General features: G+C 72.1%; 20 protein-coding genes. 5 read left to right on the top strand and 15 right to left on the bottom strand.

The features are described 5' to 3' along the window. A partial coding sequence (locus tag ACWCSV_RS33655) for a glutamine amidotransferase-related protein (protein WP_451148897.1) occupies positions 1-330 on the top strand: 330 nt, incomplete at its 5' end. 127 nt (positions 331-457) lie between these two features. Here ACWCSV_RS33655 and ACWCSV_RS33650 read toward each other — a convergent pair. Then, complete coding sequence (locus tag ACWCSV_RS33650; RefSeq protein WP_451148895.1) at positions 458-1,045, bottom strand: hypothetical protein; 588 nt, start codon at positions 1,043-1,045, stop codon at positions 458-460. 134 nt (positions 1,046-1,179) lie between these two features. After that, positions 1,180-2,184, bottom strand: a complete 1,005-nt coding sequence (gene hemB / locus ACWCSV_RS33645; RefSeq protein WP_451148893.1) for a porphobilinogen synthase — start codon at positions 2,182-2,184, stop codon at positions 1,180-1,182. A 178-nt stretch (positions 2,185-2,362) separates the two neighbouring features. On the opposite strand from hemB, the gene ACWCSV_RS33640 reads away from it, so the two are divergent. Beyond that, positions 2,363-2,932 (top strand): hypothetical protein, encoded by a 570-nt coding sequence (locus ACWCSV_RS33640; RefSeq protein WP_451148891.1) that lies wholly within the window; start codon positions 2,363-2,365, stop codon positions 2,930-2,932. A gap of 82 nt (positions 2,933-3,014) precedes the next feature. Here the strand turns inward: ACWCSV_RS33640 and ACWCSV_RS33635 are convergent, their stop codons facing one another. The 5 genes from ACWCSV_RS33635 to ACWCSV_RS33615 form a co-directional block, all read right to left on the bottom strand. After that, positions 3,015-4,685 carry a uroporphyrinogen-III synthase gene (locus tag ACWCSV_RS33635; RefSeq protein WP_451148889.1) on the bottom strand — a complete coding sequence of 557 codons (1,671 nt, stop codon included), beginning with the start codon at positions 4,683-4,685 and terminating at the stop codon, positions 3,015-3,017. Further along, positions 4,682-5,668, bottom strand: coding sequence for a hydroxymethylbilane synthase (hemC, locus tag ACWCSV_RS33630; protein WP_451148887.1), 987 nt, complete (start codon positions 5,666-5,668; stop codon positions 4,682-4,684). The genes ACWCSV_RS33635 and hemC overlap by 4 nt, the downstream gene beginning before the upstream one ends. After that, the gene (locus tag ACWCSV_RS33625; protein WP_451148885.1) at positions 5,665-7,179 is read right to left on the bottom strand and encodes a glutamyl-tRNA reductase; all 1,515 of its coding nucleotides are present in this window, start codon (positions 7,177-7,179) and stop codon (positions 5,665-5,667) included. The genes hemC and ACWCSV_RS33625 overlap by 4 nt, the downstream gene beginning before the upstream one ends. Further along, positions 7,176-7,943, bottom strand: a complete 768-nt coding sequence (locus ACWCSV_RS33620; RefSeq protein WP_358758331.1) for a redox-sensing transcriptional repressor Rex — start codon at positions 7,941-7,943, stop codon at positions 7,176-7,178. The genes ACWCSV_RS33625 and ACWCSV_RS33620 overlap by 4 nt, the downstream gene beginning before the upstream one ends. 330 nt (positions 7,944-8,273) lie before the next feature. Continuing rightward, the gene (locus ACWCSV_RS33615; RefSeq protein WP_451148883.1) at positions 8,274-8,549 is read right to left on the bottom strand and encodes a glutaredoxin family protein; all 276 of its coding nucleotides are present in this window, start codon (positions 8,547-8,549) and stop codon (positions 8,274-8,276) included. 201 nt (positions 8,550-8,750) lie between these two features. Here ACWCSV_RS33615 and ACWCSV_RS33610 point away from each other — a divergent pair, with 201 nt between their 5' ends. The 3 genes from ACWCSV_RS33610 to ACWCSV_RS33600 all read left to right on the top strand — a co-directional run bounded on the left by ACWCSV_RS33610 (position 8,751) and on the right by ACWCSV_RS33600 (position 12,574). Next, positions 8,751-9,695 (top strand): HAD family hydrolase, encoded by a 945-nt coding sequence (locus tag ACWCSV_RS33610; RefSeq protein WP_327177230.1) that lies wholly within the window; start codon positions 8,751-8,753, stop codon positions 9,693-9,695. Between the two features lie 583 nt (positions 9,696-10,278). After that, the gene (locus tag ACWCSV_RS33605; protein WP_451148881.1) at positions 10,279-11,100 is read left to right on the top strand and encodes an ECF subfamily RNA polymerase sigma factor, BldN family; all 822 of its coding nucleotides are present in this window, start codon (positions 10,279-10,281) and stop codon (positions 11,098-11,100) included. A gap of 250 nt (positions 11,101-11,350) precedes the next feature. Next, positions 11,351-12,574: a DUF5667 domain-containing protein gene (locus ACWCSV_RS33600; protein ID WP_451148879.1), complete on the top strand. Its 1,224-nt coding sequence runs from the start codon at positions 11,351-11,353 to the stop codon at positions 12,572-12,574. A 93-nt stretch (positions 12,575-12,667) separates the two neighbouring features. Here ACWCSV_RS33600 and ACWCSV_RS33595 read toward each other — a convergent pair whose 3' ends face one another. The 8 genes from ACWCSV_RS33595 to ACWCSV_RS33560 form a co-directional block, all read right to left on the bottom strand. After that, positions 12,668-13,786 (bottom strand): lysophospholipid acyltransferase family protein, encoded by a 1,119-nt coding sequence (locus ACWCSV_RS33595; RefSeq protein WP_451148877.1) that lies wholly within the window; start codon positions 13,784-13,786, stop codon positions 12,668-12,670. Positions 13,787-13,801: 15 nt separating this feature from the next. Next, on the bottom strand, positions 13,802-14,908 hold the full coding sequence (locus ACWCSV_RS33590; RefSeq protein ID WP_451148875.1) for an NAD-dependent epimerase/dehydratase family protein: 1,107 nt from the start codon (positions 14,906-14,908) through the stop codon (positions 13,802-13,804). Positions 14,909-15,173: 265 nt separating this feature from the next. Next, complete coding sequence (locus ACWCSV_RS33585) at positions 15,174-15,272, bottom strand: 30S ribosomal protein bS22 (protein WP_003948845.1); 99 nt, start codon at positions 15,270-15,272, stop codon at positions 15,174-15,176. A gap of 110 nt (positions 15,273-15,382) precedes the next feature. Then, positions 15,383-15,595, bottom strand: a complete 213-nt coding sequence (locus ACWCSV_RS33580) for a helix-turn-helix domain-containing protein (protein WP_014046653.1) — start codon at positions 15,593-15,595, stop codon at positions 15,383-15,385. 128 nt (positions 15,596-15,723) lie between these two features. Further along, on the bottom strand, positions 15,724-16,539 hold the full coding sequence (locus ACWCSV_RS33575; RefSeq protein WP_451148873.1) for a phosphatase: 816 nt from the start codon (positions 16,537-16,539) through the stop codon (positions 15,724-15,726). Between the two features lie 127 nt (positions 16,540-16,666). Further along, entirely contained in the window at positions 16,667-17,839 is a 1,173-nt protein-coding gene (locus ACWCSV_RS33570) for an acetoin utilization protein AcuC (protein WP_451148871.1), read from the bottom strand. Beyond that, on the bottom strand, positions 17,808-19,025 hold the full coding sequence (locus ACWCSV_RS33565; RefSeq protein WP_451148869.1) for an MFS transporter: 1,218 nt from the start codon (positions 19,023-19,025) through the stop codon (positions 17,808-17,810). Before ACWCSV_RS33565 ends, ACWCSV_RS33570 begins: the two co-directional genes overlap by 32 nt. A 41-nt stretch (positions 19,026-19,066) precedes the next feature. After that, on the bottom strand, positions 19,067-19,711 hold the full coding sequence (locus tag ACWCSV_RS33560; RefSeq protein WP_451148867.1) for an HAD family hydrolase: 645 nt from the start codon (positions 19,709-19,711) through the stop codon (positions 19,067-19,069). Between the last annotated feature and the right edge of the window lie 115 nt (positions 19,712-19,826).

The raw sequence follows: 19,826 nt of genomic DNA, 5'->3' as shown, positions 1-19,826 counted from the left end.
GCCGAGGGCTCGCTCGTCCGCGAGGCGTACGCCGGCGAGCCGTACGTCGAGGAGCGCCACCGCCACCGCTACGAGGTGAACAACGCCTACCGCTCCGAGCTGGAGAAGAAGGCCGGACTGGTCTTCTCCGGCACCTCCCCCGACGACGAGCTCGTCGAGTACGTCGAGTACCCCCGCGAGGTCCACCCCTACCTCGTCGCCACCCAGGCCCACCCCGAGCTGCGCTCCCGCCCGACCCGCCCGCACCCGCTCTTCGCCGGTCTGGTGAAGGCCGCAGTGGAGCGCCGGCAGACCATCCGGGCAGGAGGAGACGCTGTCGAATCCGCGTGAGCGAGTGTTCGAGAAACCGGTACGGGGGACTCGCGGCCGCTCTCCGCCGCTGGAAACGTCCCGTCCGACCCACCACATGGGACACGGTCCGGGAGCCCGAGGGACCGAGAGCGCCCTCCCCGACCCGTCAACGCCCCCCACCGGACGACCCGGTCGGACCGTCGACGGCCAACTCCCCTACCGCGGCCGCATCATGACACCCACCGTCCCGCCCGCCACCGCACCACCACACCGGCGGGCCCGGATCCGGATCGCCCGGAAGGTGGTCGTCGGTGGTCCCCGCGGCCCGGACGTGCATGCCCGTGCCGTGGGCCGGGCAGACGGGCCAGGCCCGCCACAGCAGCTCCATGAGGGTGTCCTGCGCGGCCTCCGCGACCACGGACAGGACCGTCATCGCGTCGTCCGGCTCCGGCGGATCGCCCTCCTCCGGGTCGCAGGCGTTGACCGCGTTGCCCTGCCAACGGCCGTCGGACATCGCCACGTAGACCTGGTCCTCGTCGTCGGACGCACCGGACGGCTGCGGCTCGCTCGACGGGACGCACATCAGCACCAGCGCGTCCTGGTCCGGCAGGGTCGCCGGCAGGTCCCGGTTGACCACGGCGAGCGCGGCCTCCAGCTTCGGCCACCGGCCGGGCTCGGCCCGCACGGGTTCCCTGACGTACCGATCCCCGTGACCGGGGCCGGGACCGGTGGCGAAGTACGAGAAGTGGTTCACCGGGGCATCGTGCCACCCTCCCGGGCGGCGAGCACCCGTACGGTGAACCCGCTCTCCGACAGCGGGAGTCGGGCCCGTGCGGCGGCCGACGAGGCATCTGCACGGGCACACCTCCGCCCCCGGGACCCCATGACCTACGCCGAGCGCCCGCCCAGCCTCTGTGCGACCTCGGTCGCCCAGTACGTCAGGATCATCGACGCGCCCGCGCGCCGGATGCCCGTCAGGCTCTCCAGGATCGCCGCGTCGCGGTCGATCCAGCCCTTCTCGGCGGCGGCCTCGATCATCGAGTACTCGCCGCTGATCTGGTACGCCGCGACCGGCACGTTCACGGAGTCGGCGACCTTGGCGAGGACGTCGAGGTACGGGCCGGCCGGCTTGACCATGACCATGTCGGCGCCCTCTTCGAGGTCGAGCGCCAGCTCGCGCAGGGACTCGCGGACGTTCGCCGGGTCCTGCTGGTACGTCTTGCGGTCGCCCCGGAGCGAGGAGCCGACGGCCTCCCGGAAGGGGCCGTAGAAGGCGGAGGAGTACTTCGCGGTGTACGCGAGGATCGAGACGTCCTCGTACCCGGTCTGGTCCAGGGCGTCGCGGATCACGCCGATCTGGCCGTCCATCATGCCGCTCGGGCCGACCGTGTGGGCGCCCGCGTCGGCCTGGACCTGGGCCATCTCGGCGTACCGCTCCAGGGTGGCGTCGTTGTCGACGCGGCCGTCCTCGGTCAGCACCCCGCAGTGGCCGTGGTCCGTGTACTCGTCCAGGCAGAGGTCCGACATGACGACGAGGTCGTCGCCGACCTCCGCGCGCACCGCGCGCAGGCCCTGCTGGAGGATGCCGTCCGGGTCCGTCCCCGCCGTGCCCCGGGCGTCCTTCTTCTCGTCGGCCGGCACACCGAAGAGCATGATCCCGGAGACCCCGGCCTCGACCGCGTCGACGGCGGCCTTCCGCAGGGTGTCCAGGGTGTGCTGCCGCACGCCCGGCATCGCCGAGATCTCGACCGGGGCGTCGATGCCCTCACGGACGAACGCGGGCAGGATCAGGTTGGCGGGGTGGAGACGGGTCTCGGCGACCATCCGTCGCATCGTCGGGGTCGTCCGCAGCCGCCGGGGGCGGGAGCCGGGGAAGTTTCCGTACGCAGTCATCCTTTGACCATAGACCCGCCCACATCGGCCTCTTACCGACACCCCTGCCGGGAAAACCGCGCTTCCGGCCACCCCCTCACCGGACCGTCCGAGGACATCCATACGATCGCTCCACGACATCGGCCGAGCCCACGGCCACGCGTACCGGACCGGCTTCCCGGGACGGACGGCGCGACCGGTGCGGCCGGAACATCCGGGGGGAAACACGGAGACGGACGAGAACGGGAAAGAGGACGACGACGAGAACGGCACCACTCGCCGCACTCCGGCGGGCAGCGTCGCCGCGGCCGTCGTCACGGCGTGCGTGGCGACGGCCGCGGCCGCGGTGCCGTTGGCGGGAGCGGGGGTGCCCTGGTGGCTGACGGCGGTCCTGGCCTCGCTCACGGCGGGGTTGGCGGGCTGGTCCGGATGGCGGGTCAGTCTCCGGCAGAGCGTCCGGGACGCCGTGCTGGAACCCGGGGAGCGCGTCCTCGGCGCGTACGCGGTCCGGCCCGCGTACACCGAGCACACCCCGCCCTCACCCAGCGAGGGCCCGCAGTACCTGCTGCGTTCCACCACGCGCGGGCTGGAGATGTGGGAGCGCGACATCCTGCTGTGGAGGCACCCCTGGTCCGAGCTGCGGGTTGTCCTGGACGGCCCGAGGCTGCGCGTCCAGCACCAGGGGGAGCAGGCAGGGGTCATGAGGCTGGAGAGGCCGGAATCCGCGCTGGAGGTCACGCTGACCGCGCGCCGCTACGGCGCGGGATGACCCCCGTCGGGGCACGAGCACGGAACGGGCCCGGCAGCCCCCCGCCAGGGAGCCACCGGGCCCGTACGTCCGCGCCGACCGGTCAGGTCGTCGTACGCCTCCGCCGCGCACCGGGGCGCCGCTCGCTCGGGCGGGTCACCGGGTCGCCGGCCTCCTTGGCCGCGTCCCGGCGCCGTGCGCCGAACTCCGCCAGCGCCTCGGCCAGCTTGTGCACCGAGGGCTCCGGCGCGAGGACGTCGACCCGCAGGCCGTGCTCCTCGGCGGTCTTCGCGGTGGCCGGGCCGATGCAGGCGATGACCGTCACGTTGTGCGGCTTGCCCGCGATGCCGACCAGGTTGCGGACGGTCGAGGACGAGGTGAAGAGCACCGCGTCGAAGCCGCCGCCCTTGATCGCCTCCCGGGTGTCCGCCGGGGGCGGCGAGGCGCGGACCGTGCGGTACGCGGTCACGTCGTCGACCTCCCAGCCCAGGTCGATCAGGCCCGCCACCAGGGTCTCGGTGGCGATGTCGGCGCGCGGCAGGAAGACACGGTCGATCGGGTCGAAGACCGGGTCGTACGGCGGCCAGTCCTCCAGGAGACCCGCGGCGGACTGCTCGCCCGACGGCACCAGGTCCGGCTTCACACCGAAGTCGACCAGCGCGGCGGCGGTCTGCTCGCCGACGGCCGCGACCTTGATCCCGGCGAAGGCGCGGGCGTCGAGCCCGTACTCCTCGAACTTCTCCCGTACGGCCTTCACGGCGTTCACCGAGGTGAACGCGATCCACTCGTACCGGCCGGTGACCAGGCCCTTGACCGCGCGCTCCATCTGCTGCGGCGTACGCGGCGGCTCGACGGCGATCGTCGGCACCTCGTGCGGCACCGCGCCGTAGGAACGCAGCTGGTCCGAGAGGGAAGCCGCCTGCTCCTTCGTCCGCGGGACGAGCACCTTCCAGCCGAAGAGCTGCTTGGACTCGAACCAGGCGAGCTGGTCGCGCTGGGCGGCGGAGGTGCGGTCCCCGACCACGGCTATGACCGGCTGGTGCCCGTCCGGCGACGGGAGCACCTTCGTCTGCTTGAAGAGCTGCGCGATGGTGCCGAGCGTCGCCGTCCACGTCCGCTGGCGGGTGGTGGTGCCCGCGACGGTGACGGTCAGCGGGGTGTCGGGCTTGCGACCCGCCGAGACCAGCTCGCCCGCGGCCGCCGCGACGGAGTCCAGCGTGGTCGAGACGACGGCGGTCGCGTCGCTCGCGCCGACCTCGCTCCAGCAGCGGTCGGTCGCGGTACGGGCGTCCACGAAGCGCACGTCCGCACCCTGCGCGTCGCGCAGCGGCACACCGGCGTACGCGGGCACGCCGACGACGTTCGCGACGCCCGGGACGACCTCGAAGGGCACCCCGGCCGCGGCGCACGCGAGCATCTCCGCCCCCGCGCCACCGTCCAGCCCCGGGTCACCGGCGACAGCACGGACGACCCGCCTGCCGCCCTTCGCGGCCTCCATGACAATATTGGCCGCGTCCCTGAGTACAGGCACTCCGGCGGCTGTTGACGTGATGTCAACGACGGTCAGCTCAGGGGTGCTCACGCCTGCCCGCGCATGTGTGCGCACGACGTCGAGCACCTCGGGCTCTGCGACAAGGACGTCGGCGCTCGCGAGCGCCTCGACGGCGCGCAGCGTCAGCAGACCGGGGTCGCCGGGACCGGCGCCGAGGAAAGTGACGTGTCCCTGCGCGGACAGCAGCGGAAAGTCGGACACGGCGGGGCCGGTGGGGCTCAAAGTGCTCGCTCCCCCATAAGACCGGCCGCACCCTTGGCGAGCATCTCCGACGCGAGTTCGCGTCCGAGGGCCGCCGCGTCGTCCTGCGACGTGGGAACGGGACCGGTGATGGACAGCTGCACCAGCGAGGAACCGTCGGTGGAACCGACGACACCGCGCAGACGCAGTTCGTTGACAGCCTGACCGTCGACCAGGAGGTCGGCCAACGCACCCACGGGTGCGGAGCAGCCGGCCTCCAGGGCGGCGAGCAGGGAACGCTCGGCGGTGACGGCGACCCGGGTGTACGGGTCGTCGAGCTCCGCGAGCGCGGCGGCGAGGTCGGTGCTCGTTGCCGCGCACTCGATCGCCAGTGCTCCCTGACCGGGAGCGGGCAGGACGGTGTCGGGCGACAGGAAGTCGGTCACCTCGTCCGTCCGGCCGAGACGGCTGAGACCGGCCGCGGCGAGAACCACCGCGTCCAGCTCTCCGTTCCGTACAAATCCGATGCGCGTATCCACGTTGCCGCGGATCGGCACGGTCTCTATGGAGAGGCCGTGCGACTTCGCGTACGCGTTCAGCTGGGCCATGCGGCGCGGCGAACCGGTACCGACACGGGCACCGGCCGGCAGCTCCTCGAAGGTCAGCCCGTCGCGTGCCACCAGCACGTCGCGCGGGTCCTCGCGGAGCGGCACGGCGGCCAGCACCAGGCCCTCGGGCTGCGCGGTCGGCAGGTCCTTGAGGCTGTGGACCGCGAAGTCCACCTCGCCCCGCAGCAGCGCCTCGCGCAGTGCGGCGACGAACACTCCGGTACCGCCGATCTGCGCCAGGTCCTCGCGCGAGACGTCGCCGTACGTGGTGATCTCGACGAGCTCGACGGCGCGCCCGGTCACCTCGCCGACCGCCTCGGCGACCAGGCCCGACTGGGCCATGGCGAGTTTGCTGCGCCGGGTGCCGAGCCGCAGCGGCGTGTTGTTGGCCCCACCCTGGGGTGAGCTGTCGGTCATGACCGCCCTCTATTCGGGTCGTTCAGGTCTGCCCGGGAGACGGCGGCCACCGTCTGCGGGTCGAGGTCGAAGAGTTCTCGCAGCGCGTCCGCGTACCCGGCGCCGCCGGGCTCGCTCGCCAGCTGCTTGACCCGCACGGTCGGCGCGTGCAGGAGCTTGTCGACGACACGGCGCACGGTCTGCGTGATCTCCGCGCGCTGCTTCTCGTCGAGGTCGGGCAGCCGTCCGTCGAGCCGGGCGATCTCGCCGGCCACCACGTCGGCGGCCATCGTGCGCAGGGCGACGACGGTCGGGGTGATGTGTGCGGCGCGCTGGGCGGCGCCGAAGGCGGCCACCTCGTCGGAGACGATGCCCCGCACCCGGTCGACGTCGGCGGCCATCGGGGCGTCCGCGGACGCCTCCGCGAGCGACTCGATGTCGACGAGGCGCACGCCGGCGATGCGGTGCGCGGCGCTGTCCACGTCCCTCGGCATCGCGAGGTCGAGGACCGCGAGCCGCACGGGTCCGCTGTTCTGCGCGGGGACGGTGACGCGGCGCGGCGCGGCCGGAGCGGCGTCCTGGGCGGGAGCGCCGCTCCCGGACCCGTTCTCCACCCAGGCGGCGTGCTGGTCCAGCGCGTCCACCGTTGTACCGGCCGCGGCCGTCGCCGCGGGGACGGCCGCCGTGTCGTACTCCGCGCCGACGGCCTTCGCGATCGCCTCGGCGGTCAGCACCAGACCGGTCGACCCGGTGCAGGACACCACGATGTCGGCACGTGTCAGTTCCTCGCCGACGGCGGTCATCTCCACGGCGCGGACGCGCAGCCCGGGTCCCGTCGCCTGGCCGAGGATCTCCACCAGGCGGTCGGCGCGGGCCCGGGTCCGGTTGGCGACGACGATCTCGCCGACGCCGGTACGGGCCAGGGTGGCGGCGGCCAGCGAGGACATCGAACCGGCCCCGATGACCAGGGCGCGCTTGCCCCGGGCCCAGGCGTCGACGTCCTGTCCGGCGGCGAGCTGCTCCAGGCCGAAGGTGACCAGCGACTGTCCGGCGCGGTCGATCCCGGTCTCGCTGTGGGCGCGCTTGCCGACCCGCAGGGCCTGCTGGAACAGGTCGTTCAGCAGCCGGCCCGCCGTGTGGAGCTCCTGCCCCAGGGCGAGCGCGTCCTTGATCTGGCCGAGGATCTGGCCCTCGCCCACGACCATCGAGTCCAGTCCGCAGGCCACCGACAGGAGGTGGTGGACGGCGCGGTCCTCGTAGTGCACGTAGAGATGGGGAGTGAGCTCGTCCAGCCCGACCTGGCTGTGCTGCGCGAGCAGCGTCGACAGCTCGGCGACACCCGCGTGGAACTTGTCCACGTCGGCGTAGAGCTCGATGCGGTTGCAGGTGGCCAGCACGGTGGCCTCGGCCGCGGGTTCCGCGGCGAGGGTGTCCTGCAACAGCTTGACCTGGGCGTCCTGGGCGAGCGAGGCCCGCTCCAGTACGGAGACGGGGGCGCTGCGGTGACTCAGTCCGACGACGAGGAGGCTCATGCGGGCATCACGGCGGGCATGTCCCCGTCGGGTCCCTTCCGGTTCACCGGGGTCGCACGCATCGGCGGCGCGGCCTCGTCGGTCTCGTCGGCGGTGCCGTCCTCGCCGGCCTTGCGCTGCTCGTGGAACGCGAGGATCTGGAGTTCGATGGAGAGGTCGACCTTGCGCACGTCGACGCCCTCGGGAACGGAGAGGACGGTCGGCGCGAAGTTGAGGATCGAGGTGACACCGGCCGCCACGAGACGGTCGCAGACCTGCTGGGCCGCGCCGGGCGGGGTGGTGATCACACCGATGGACACACCGTTGTCGGTGAGGATGCGGTCCATGTCGTCGGTGTGCTGGACGGGGATCCCGGCGACCGGCGTACCGGCCATCGCGGGGTCGGCGTCGATCAGCGCGGCGACCCGGAAACCGCGGGAGGCGAACCCGCCGTAGTTGGCGAGGGCGGCGCCGAGGTTTCCGATGCCGACGATGGCGACCGGCCAGTCCTGGGTGAGGCCGAGCTCACGGGAGATCTGGTAGACGAGGTACTCGACGTCGTACCCGACGCCCCGGGTGCCGTAGGACCCCAGGTAGCTGAAGTCCTTGCGGAGCTTCGCGGAATTGACCCCCGCGGCCGTGGCGAGTTCCTCGGAGGAGACCGTCGGAACGGAACGCTCGGACAGCGCGGTGAGTGCGCGCAGATACAAGGGGAGTCGGGCGACAGTGGCCTCGGGAATTCCTCGGCTTCGGGTCGCCGGTCGGTGAGTTCGGCCAGTTGCCACGGTGCTCCTGCGGGATGAGCGGGGCTGTAGGCGGCCGTATGTCCCAAGACCGCCCCGTCGAATGCAGGCTATGTCTTTGTGAACACGTGCACAAAGATTGTGTCCGTTTTGTCCGGTCAAAGTGACCGGGGTCACGCGAATTCGCCGCCCGATCCCGGAACCACGGATCGCATCAACCCGTTGCGGGTTCGAAGGGGGCAAAACCGAACACACTCCTCATGATCAGGCCCCCGAGACCACTCAAAACGCCCATGATGGTACGCGAAAATCGTTGACTCAGGCACCCAGTGCCGTATCCGGCCCGGCGCGGCGCCCTCCCGGGGAAACGGTTCAGGCGCCCAGCGCGGTGCGCAGCCGCTTCGGATCGACGCGCCAGAAGGTGTGCTGCTCCCCGTCGATCAGCACCACCGGGATCTGCTCCCAGTACCGCGCGTACAGCGCCTCGTCGCGCGTGATGTCCTTCTCCTCCAGGGCCGCACCGGTCTCCGCGCACACCTCGTCCACCACCGCCTTCGCGTCCTCGCAGAGGTGGCAGCCGGGCTTCCCGAGGAGCGTGACGACCCGGTCGGCGGGCTTCTTCTTCGTACGACGCAGCAGGGCACTCATGCCCTCATTCTCCGCCCGCCGGGCCCCGCACCGACACCACCGCGCACCGTTTTCCGCACACCCGGACACCTGTGCGGCGCGGCCGGGACGCCGCCGGGAGCCCCGCCCCGCACCTCCGCGTAACGGCCGGGTCCCGGAGAGTTCACGCCCGCGGAACCCGGCAGGACAAGAAGTGCCTGGCGAAATGGTTATGCTCGCCGCATGGCCTCTCTTGGATGGCTCACACCTCGCAGGCGCCCCGCGACCGCACGGAGCGTGCTGGCGGGCGAGGCGGCGGCCGAGGCCGCCCGCAAGGCGACGCTGGACGGGGACGGCGACACCCTCCTCGAAGCGGACCGGGGCGCGCCCGAGGAACCGGCGTTCCCGGTGGCCGGCGACGACCGCGCGGCCGCCTTCTTCGACCTCGACAACACCGTGATGCAGGGCGCCGCGCTCTTCCACTTCGGCCGGGGCCTCTACAAGCGGAAGTTCTTCCAGCGCCGCGAACTGACCCGGTTCGCCTGGCAGCAGGCGTGGTTCCGGCTGGCCGGCGTGGAAGACCCGGAACACATGCAGGACGCCCGCGACAGCGCGCTCTCCATCGTCAAGGGACACCGCGTCTCCGAGCTGATGTCCATCGGCGAGGAGATCTACGACGAGTACATGGCCGACCGCATCTGGCCCGGCACCCGCGCCCTCGCCCAGGCGCACCTCGACGCGGGCCAGAAGGTCTGGCTGGTCACCGCCGCCCCGGTGGAGACCGCCACGATCATCGCCCGCCGACTCGGCCTCACCGGCGCGCTCGGCACGGTCGCCGAGTCCGTCGACGGCGTCTACACCGGCCGCCTGGTCGGCGAACCGCTGCACGGCCCCGCCAAGGCCGAGGCGGTACGCGCCCTGGCGGCGGGCGAGGGCCTGGACCTCGGGCGCTGCGCCGCGTACAGCGACTCGCACAACGACATCCCGATGCTCTCGCTGGTCGGCCACCCGTACGCGATCAACCCCGACGCCAAGCTCCGCAAGCACGCCCGCGCCCACGACTGGCGGCTGCGCGACTACCGCACCGGCCGCAAGGCCGCTCAGGTCGCGCTCCCGGCCGCCGCCGGGGTCGGCGCGCTGGCGGGTGGCACCGTCGCCGCCGTCGCGCTGCACCGCCGCCGCCGCTGACCCACCGGCGCCCGCCGCCTCGTCCGACCGCACCGCCCGCGTCCGAGCCGTTCCGCCCGCGCCCACCCGCCGTTCGCCCCGCCGAACGGCCGTGCGCGCGGGCGTTCACATGCCCGCACCTCCGCACGCACGCACGGCCCCCGGCACGGACATCTGTGCGCCTGGGCGGCCCCCTCCGAACACTCCGCCCGCGCGCCCTTGTGCGCCCCGCACTCCCCTCGGCGCCGACGCGGCCGAGCAGAGCCACGCCCGGAACCGCCCGGGAGGGCCGCCCCGGGCGGGAAGCCGCCCGAACCCCCGCGCCGCCCGGCCCCCGACATCCCGACGAACGGCGAGCGACCACAACCGGTACCGAGCAGGGACAGATCGCGAAGCAATTCGATCAATAACCGGTCACCATCTGCGACCAGAAACGTCACCGAGCGGTACGAGAACTGACGCAACCGGTGATTTTAGCAACTCGGTGTAGTGCCGCCTGTACGAAGCGTTATTCTCCTCAAACGCATGATGGAGCCCGCCACCCCCTACAAAAGGTGACGGCTTTCGAACTGCTCGTGATGGAAGCTCTGCCTCTGGGAGTCCCGTGTACCCACACGTCGGGGTTGACGCCTCGGGCCTGGCTACGCTGCGTGCAACGGTCCTCGACCGCTTGCGCGGCTTCGTCCCCACCGCGTACGCCGTACCCGCGCTCGCCACCCCTGCACCCGCACCTGCCGGTCCTTGCTATGCCCTGGCGGAACGCGGTGCGGTGGTCGGAAGACGCGGCAACCGCGCCGCCTCGGCCGCATCCTCCACCCCGTCCGCGTCGTCATCGGCGTCGTCGGCCTCCACCGTGCGCCGCCCGACCGCCGACAGCGACAGCGCGCGCATGATGGACCTCGTCGAGCGCGCACAGGCCGGCGAGGCCGACGCCTTCGGCCGCCTCTACGACCAGTACAGCGACACCGTGTACCGGTACATCTACTACCGCGTGGGCGGCAAGGCCACGGCGGAGGACCTCACCAGCGAGACCTTCCTCCGCGCGCTGCGCCGCATCTCCACCTTCACCTGGCAGGGCCGCGACTTCGGCGCCTGGCTGGTCACCATCGCGCGCAACCTCGTCGCCGACCACTTCAAGTCCAGCCGCTTCCGGCTGGAGGTGACCACCGGCGAGATGCTCGACGCCAACGAGGTCGAGCGTTCCCCCGAGGACTCCGTGCTGGAGTCCCTCTCCAACGCCGCGCTGCTCCAGGCCGTGCGGCGCCTCAACCCGCAGCAGCAGGAGTGCGTCACGCTCCGGTTCCTGCAAGGGCTCTCGGTCGCCGAGACGGCGCGGGTGATGGGCAAGAACGAGGGCGCGATCAAGACCCTCCAGTACCGGGCCGTGCGCACCCTCGCCCGTCTCCTGCCGGACGACGCCCGCTGACGCGGCCCGTCGCCGACCGGCACCGGCCGGACGCCGCTCCGCCGTCCGGCCTGTCACGTTCATGACGCACTGGTCCGATCATCTTTCGTCCGTAACCCAAGTGCCGCGCCGCTCGTTGTGCCGGATGCAGGCCCCCTGTAGCTACACCTCGACCGGTGTCACTCACTCCATCGAGTGGCATCGACTCCGGGTGTACAACCTTCCGGACCCTCAGGGGAGTCGACCGTCATGACGAGAGGAGGTGCCGCCAGTGATCGCAAACGTTTCGGCACACCGGCGGGCGAACGCCTTCGCCCAGGCCCTGGAGGAACAGTCCCCCCAGGGTGCGGCGGCCGTACAGCCCGAGGAGCAGGCCGAACAGGCCGACCACGGAGCACTGTTGGCCCTGGCGAACGGCCTCGGTGAACTGCCGTCGCCGCAGTTCGATCCCGAAGTCAAAGTGGTGCAGCGAGCACAGCTCGTCGCCGCCATGGAGGCGATGTTCGCCGAGGGCGCTGCGTCCACGGGCCCTACGGTGCCCGAGCAACGCCCCAGGGGAGCCCACCGGGCCTCCCCGCTCCGCAAGCTCCGCCCCCGCTCCCGCTGGGCGAAGGGACTCACGGCCGGCGGGCTGACCGTGGGTGTCGCGGCGGGCGCGTTCGGCGGTGTGGCCGCCGCCAGCTCCGACGCCCTCCCCGGTGACTCGCTGTACGGCCTGAAGCGGGGCATGGAGGACATCCAGCGCTCCATGGCCGACAGCGACACCGACCGCGGCGAGGCCTTCCTCGACCAGGCCTCGACCCGGCTCAGCGAGGCACGCCGCCTGATGGAGCGCGGCCGTGCCGGCCACCTGGACCACGAGTCGCTGGGCGAGATCCGGCGCGCCCTCAGCGGGATGTCGCACGACGCCTCCGAGGGGCACCGGCTGCTCCACGCCGCGTACGAACGCGAGGGCACCCTCGGGCCCATCCAGACGCTGGACTCGTTCTCCCGTTCGCACCGCGACAGCTGGAGCAGCCTCCGGGACAAGCTGCCCGTCCAGCTCACCGACGTCGGGGACAAGGTCAGCTCGGTGCTGGCGGCCATAGACGAAGAGGTCGCGCCGCTGGAGTCGCTGCTGCCGCGCACTCCGGACAGGAGCGTCGGGGGCGCCTCGGAGCGGTCCGGGGCTCCCCGGCGTGACGGCGGTTCCTCGCGGACCGCTCCCTCCACCGCGCCCTCGTCGGCACCTTCCTCCGCGGCCTCGGCCAAGGGCGACTCCCCCGCACCCTCGGGTTCGGCGTCGCCGGAGTCGTCGGAGGGTCTCCTCGGCGGTGGCACGGGCGGACTGCTGGACGGCCTGCCGACGGACGACGCCGGTACGCCGTCGAGCTCGGACGGCTCCGACGCCCCGGGGGGTTCCGACGGCTCCACCACGCCGGACGTCACCCTCCCGCCGCTGCTGCCGGGTCTCCTCCCCGGCCTGGGCATCAGCGCGGAGGACGCGGACGAGTAGCCCCGTCGTCCGTCCGGCGCACGGGGGCGGGTATCCGGGTCGACACCGGACGCCCGCCCCCTGGGGCATGTCGTCCACGCGTTCGGAGACGGCTCAGAAGAACACCGAGCGGCGCTGCACCAGCAGTTTGTAGAGCGTGTGCTGGATCTGTTCACGCACCTGGTCGGTGAGGTTGAACATCAGCATCGGGTCCTCGGCCGCCTCCGGCGGGTAGCCGTCGGTCGGGATGGGCTCGCCGAACTGGATGGTCCACTTCGTCGGCAGCGGCACCATGCCGAGGGGGCCGAACCAGGGGAAGGTCGGGGTGACCGGGAAGTAGGGGAAGCCCAGCAGCCGGGCGACGGTCTTCGCGTTGCCGAGCATGGGGTAGATCTCCTCGGCGCCGACGATCGAGCACGGCACGATCGGGACCCCGGCGCGCAGCGCGGTGGAGACGAACCCGCCGCGGCCGAAGCGCTGGAGCTTGTACCGGTCGCCGAAGGGTTTGCCGAGTCCCTTGAAGCCCTCCGGCATCACGCCGACGATCTCGCCGAGTTCGAGGAGCCGCTGGGCATCCTCCGCGCAGGCCAGGGTGTGCCCGGCCTTCCGGGCGAGTTCGTTGACGACCGGCAGCCGGAAGACGAGGTCGGCGGCGAGCAGCCGCAGGTGGCGTTCGGCCGGGTGGTGGTCGTGCACGGCGACCTGGAGCATCAGCCCGTCGAGCGGCAGGGTCCCGGAGTGGTTGGCGACCACGAGCGCGCCGCCGTCGGCCGGGATGTTCTCGATCCCCTTCACCTCGACGCGGAAGTACTTGTCGGCGAGGGGCCGCAGCAGCGACATCAGGACCTGGTCGGTGAGCTCCTCGTCGTAGCCGAACTCGTCCACGTCGTAATCGCCGGTCACCCGCCGCCGCAGGAAGGCCAGTCCGCCCGCGATCCGCCGGTCCCAGTCGCCACGCTCCGTACTCCCGCGCGTCTCCCGCTCCTCCTGCGCCGCTGCCCCCGCCGTCCCCTCCTGGGGGCGGGGCGCGTCCTGGGGCGGCTCGGTGCCCACGCGCCCCTGTCCGGGCACCTGGGCGCCCGGCAGCGCGCTCACGGGCGCCGCGGTGCCCTCGGCCCGCCCGGAGGCCGGGCCGTTGCCGGAACCGGTACGGCGTCGGGCGGAGCGTGCCCCGCCCGCGCCCGGGGACCGGGACCGGTCGTCGTCGAACGGAATGACCTTGGCGTCCGCCATCGTCGATGCGCTCCTCTACCTGGCGCCGTGCGTCGTCTGCGTCTGTGTCGTCCGGGCCGCCGTCGGGACGGCCGGCCGGGTCCGGCGCGCCGGACCGGCGAGCGGCAGGGCCGCGAGGCGGTCGACCGCGCGGCCCACCGTCTCGGGCGGCAGCAGCCCGGGGCCGCGGCTGCGGGCGTACTCCGCGAACGTCTCCGCCGTGGTGAACCGGGGGCTGAAGCCCAGCGTCTCGTACATCTGGGAGGTGGAGACGACCCTGCCGTGGGTGAGCAGCCGGATCTGCTCGGGCGAGAAGTCCGTCATGCCGACCGCGCGGAGCGCCGAGCCGACCCAGGTGACGGCCGGCAGCAGCACCGGGACCGTCGGCCGGCCGAGGCGCCGCGCGCACTGCGAGAGCAGCAGCACCCCGTCGCCCGCGATGTTGAAGGTGCCGCTGTTGAGGGTGCCGCGCCGGGGTTCTCCCGCCGCGATGCCCAGTACGTCGACCACGTCGTCCTCGTGGACGAACTGGAGCCGGGGGTCGTAGCCGAGGACGGTAGGGAGTACGGGCAGGGCGAGGTAGTCCGCGAGCGGGGAGTCCGGCATCGGGCCGAGGACGTTGGCGAAGCGCAGCACGCAGACCGCGACGTCCGGGCGGCGCCGGGCGAAGCCGCGTACGTATCCCTCGACCTCGACCGCGTCCTTGGCGAAGCCGCCGCTCGGCAGCGACTTCGGCGGGGTCGTCTCGGTGAAGACGGCCGGGTCGCGCGGGGCGGAGCCGTAGACGCTGGTGCTGGACTTCACCACCAGGCGCTGGACGGTGGGTGACTTCTGGCAGGCACCGAGCAGCTGCATGGTGCCGATGACGTTGGTTTCCTTGATCACGGTCCGGCCGGTCGCGCCGAGCGCCTTGCCGGAGACGTTCAGGTGGACCACCGTGTCCACGGAGTGTTCCGCGAGCACCCGCGCGATGGCGGGCTGCCGGATGTCGGCGCGTACGAACACGGCGTCGCCGAGGCGGTGCTCGGGCTCCGTGGCGTCGACCGCGATCACCCGGTCCACACCGGGGTCGCGCTGGACGCGCCGCACGAAGCGGCCTCCCAGCTGCCGGGCCGCTCCTGTGACGAGCACGACCTTCCCCAAGATCAGCGCCTTCCGTCGGTCCGCGAGGCGGGACGCCCGCGAAAGAGGGCCATCCTCTGCCGGTCACCGTAGCGGGTGGATGTTTCCCTGCGGGTTCCCCGGAGCGGGGTTTGACGAACTCGTCGCGGCCGGAACCGGAAACGGCAACGGATTCGGCAACGGAAAAAGCCGTACCGCGCGGCCCCGGAAGGGAACCGGGCCGGAAAATACCGCAGCCCCTCCGCCATGACGGCGGAGGGGCTGCGGAGGCACGAACTGCGTTCGCTTACTTCTTGTTGCGACGCTGAACGCGCGTGCGCTTGAGCAGCTTGCGGTGCTTCTTCTTGGCCATCCGCTTGCGCCGCTTCTTGATAACAGAGCCCACGACTACCCTCGCTCACTTCTCATCCTGGTGCGGGGCGTCTGGGCCCACACGACCTACGTCGGCCTAGCCTACCCGTCACTTGGTGAGGGACGTAATCCGAGGGAAAGACGTCAGGCGGACTCGACCCCCACAAAGGATTCGCGGAGGTACTCGTGCACCGCTTGCTCGGGCACCCGGAACGACCTGCCCACCCGGATCGCCGGCAGATGACCGCTGTGCACCAAGCGGTACACGGTCATCTTCGACACTCTCATGACCGAGGCGACTTCCGCCACGGTCAGAAACTTGACCTCGTTCAGAGGTCTCTCGCTGCCAGCAGCCATGACCCACCTGTACCTTCCGCAGGCGACGCGCACCGGCTTCCCCTCCGGTGACTCTTCGTCGTTGTGCGCTCACTGCCCAGATTAGGGGCGGGTGATGCGAGTGGGGAAGAGGTGAGGCGATCGGGCGCCTACTGTGACAGACGGGCCCGATTGAGCACATAGCGCGTCAGCGGGAGGTAGTGCTCCGCCGCCACCGCGTCGTCCACGGGTACGGCGACCGAGACCCGGCCCTCCGCCTCGCCGACGAAGAGCGCCGGATCGTTCACGTCGGCCGGCCCCATCGCCTCGATGCCCAGCTGACCTGCGCCGCAGGCCCACCCATGGTCACCGATCACCAGGTGAGGCAGCCCGCCCACGTCCTCCGCCGCGCTCTCCAGGGCAGCCCGCACGGGCAACGGGGAGTGGGTGTGCGCCCCGGTGCCGCCGGGTCCGCCGCGTGCGCCGGGTTCCCGCACGAACGCGACCCCGCGTACGTAATCGAGCCGGTGCGGACGTACGCCGAATCGAGTCGTTATGTCGACACTCCGGCCCCGTGCGGGAGTGAGGACCGTACAGCCGGCCGCTGACAGGGCGTCTGCCAGCCCGGCGTAGAACCCGGTCAGCCGCTCCGGGTGCCCCGTGCCGAACAGGACGGAAGCCCGCCGCGCGGCCACCTCGGCGAGCCGCTCCGCGAACGCGTCCAGCCCCGCGAGGGTGCGCTCCGGGTCGATCGTGTCGGCCCCCGACACCTGCCGGGGATCACCCGAGACCCCGCACCGCTCGGCCATCAGCCCCAGCACCTCCCGCGCGCCCCAGACCCCCTCGGGGCGGACACCCAGGGTCGCCCGGGGATCCCCGGCCGCGAACAGCCGGTAGCTGCGCAGACTGTCCTCGCGCGAGGTGGCGACGGGCCCCGCCAACCGGGCCGCCAGCAGATGGGCGCGCAGCGCCCCGATGCTCAACACCCGCGCCATGCTGCCGTACCGGCCCCCGGCGCGGGCCAAAACCCCGCGACCGCCGCACCGTTGGCGTAACACCCCGCGCCCACCTCGCATCCGACGACCCGTCACACCCCTTGCCGCACAACTCCGTTCAGGCGAGCAGGCCGCGCAGCGGGTACGCGGCACGGCGCGTCGCCAGCACCGCCTGGTCCAGCCGGTCCACGGGGTCGTAACCCGACTCCCAGGGCTGCCAGCGGGGTGTCCGGCCGTCCGTCATCCGCTCCGGGCCGGGCTGCCGGGTGCGCGCGTGGACCTCGTCCCGCCAGGACGCCGGGATCACCGACCCGGGGTCGACCGGCCGGTGCGCGGCGATCCCCACGAGGTGGGTCCAGGAGCGCGGCACCACGTCGACGACGGCGTACCCGCCGCCGCCCAGCGCCACCCACCGCCCGCCCTCGGCGTACGCGTGCGCGAGTTCGTGGCAGGCCTCCATGACGGCCCGCTGCGCGTCCAGCGTGACCGCCAGGTGGGCGAGGGGGTCCTCGAAGTGGGTGTCCGTCCCGTGCTGGCTCACCAGCACCTGGGGCCGGAAGTCGGCGATCAGCTCCGGCACCACCGCGTGGAAGGCCCGCAGCCAGCCCGCGTCGCCCGTCCCGGCCGGCAGCGCCACGTTGACCGCCCCGCCCTCGCCGGCCGCACCGCCGGTCTCCTGCGGGAAGCCGCTGTGCGGGAAGAGCGTGCGCGGGTGCTCGTGCAGGGACACGGTCAGCACCCGGGGGTCGTCCCAGAACGCCGCCTGGACCCCGTCGCCGTGGTGCACGTCCACGTCCACATAGGCGACGCGCTCGGCGCCGAGCTCCAGCAGCCGGGCGATGGCGAGCGCCGGGTCGTTGTAGACACAGAAACCGGCGGCCGCCCCCGGCATCGCGTGGTGCAGCCCACCGGTGAAGTTCACCGCGTGCGCGGTCTCCCCCCGCCACACGGCCTCGGCGGCCCCCACGGAGAGCCCGGCGATGAGCGCGGAGACCTCGTGCATCCCCGCGAAGGCGGGGTCGTCGGTGGTCCCGAGCCCGTAGTTCTGGTCGGCGCCGGCGGGGTCGGCCGAGGCGGCCCGTACCGCCGCCACGTAGTCCGCCCGGTGCACGAGCCGCAGCGTGGAGTCCCCCGCGGCCTTCGCCGACCGCACGTCCACGGCCTCGTCCAGGCCGAACGCCCGCACCAGCCCCATCGTCAGGGCCAGGCGGACCGGGTCCATCGGATGGCTGTGCCCGAAGTCGTATCCCGTTACCGCGTCATCCCACATCAACCGTGCGCGCCCGCTCATGCCCGCCACCGTATCGGGCCCCGTCCCCGCCGAACGACCGGGCATACACGAGCGTCACCAGCACCAGGACCATCGGCACCACCATCGCCCCGCGGTAGTTCCACGCGTCGCCGAGTGCTCCCACGAGCGGCGAACCGACCAGGAAACCCACGTAGTTGAAGATGTTCAGCCGGGCGACCGCGACATCGCTCGCGCCGGGGAACAGCCGCCCGGCGGCCGCGAAGGTCTGCGGCACGATCACACAGAGCCCGAACCCCAGGAGGGTGAACCCCGCCATCCCGGTCCACGGGTCCGGCGCCACCGCCACCACTCCGAACCCGACGGCCGCCACCACCGACCCCACCCGCACCACGGCCGCCGCCCCGACCCGCCGCACCCCGAAGTCCCCCACGGCCCGCCCCAGCAGCGTCGTCACCATGTAGACGTTGTACGGGACCGTCGACAGCTGCTCCGAGCTCCCCAGCACGTCCTGGAGGTACTTGGCACTCCAGTTGGAGACCGTCGAGTCACCTATGTACGCGAAGCACATCACCAGGCAGAGCGGCAGCAGCAACCGGAACGGCACGGAGACCCCCGCGACCGCCCCGCCGGCCTCCTCCTCCCCCGCGTCTTCCTTCCCTGCGGCGAGGCCCTCCGCGTACCACCGGCTGCCGATCAGCACGGCGGGCAGCAGGACGACGACTGCCGGGAGGTACGAGACGAGGAGCGAGAGGTCCCAGTGCGCCCCGGCCCAGGAGAGCGAGGCCCCGACGATCCCGCCGAGGCTGAACACCGCGTGGAAGCCGAGCATGATGCTGCGGCCGTAGGCCCGCTGGAGGCTGACGCCCATCATGTTCATGGAGGCGTCGAGCGCCCCCACGGAAAGCCCGAAGAGAGCGAGCGCGACGGCCACGTGCCACACCGCGTCGCCCGCGCCGGCCCCGAGCAGGGCCAGCATCACCAGGGGCTGCGCCCAGCGCAGTACGGTCCCGGGCCGCACCCGCGCGACCACCTTCTCGGTGACCACGCTGCCGACCCCGGCGAGGATCGGCACGGCGGCCAGGAAGACGGGCAGCAGCCCGTCGGATATCCCGTACTGGTCCTGAATGGCGGGGATACGCGTCACCAGCAGTGCGAAGGTCACCCCTTGCACGAAGAAGCTGAACGCCAACGAACCCCTGCCGTGCCGCAAACGCGCATCAGTCATGGCGGGAGCGTAGGGCCAGGATCTACCCGTGGGTAGACGGATCAGCCGAGCAATCCCGGGAGTTGGGCCATGTCGGAGAAGTGCCCGGTCACTCCGGTGAGCCGGTCCGCCGGCATCATCGAGGTGAATCCGTAGACGTCCATGCCCGCTGCCCTGGCCGCTTCGACGCCGAGCGGGCTGTCCTCGATCACGACGCACCGCTCGGGGGCGACGCCCATCGAGCGTGCCGCGTGGAGGAACAGGTCCGGCGCCGGCTTGCCGCGGCCGACGTCCTCCGCGCTGAAAATCCACTCCTCCTCGAACCACTGGTCCAGTCCGGCCTTGTGGAGGCTGACGCGAATCCGCTCGTGGCTGCTGGAGGAGGCCACGCAGTAGTCCACGCCCTCCGCGACGAGTGACTCCAGCACGTCTTCGACTCCGGGGACGACGGCGAGTTCTTGCTGGAAGGCCGCGAACAGCCTGGCGTTGAGCGTCGTCTCGAAGTCGTCGGGCAATTTCCCGCCCGTACGCTCCAGGACCAGATCGTGCACCCGGTGCACGGCGGACCCCATGTAGTCGCGGAGGGATTCCTCGTACGTGGTGGGGTGACCGAGCTCGGTCAGGTACGCGGCGAGGATCGTGTTGGAGATCGGCTCACTGTCGACGAGCACGCCGTCGTTGTCGAAGATGACCAGTTCGTAGCGCATGGTTCGAGCCTAGACGCTCAGAACGCAGAAAACCCCCGTGCCACAAGGCACGGGGGTCTCCCGGAAAAATTGTTCGGCGGCGTCCTACTCTCCCACAGGGTCCCCCCTGCAGTAC

The sequence above is a fragment of the Streptomyces sp. NPDC001770 genome (assembly GCF_053596135.1).
Note: the sequence above shows the minus strand (reverse complement) of the source record. Positions and strands in the feature narration are given on the sequence as shown.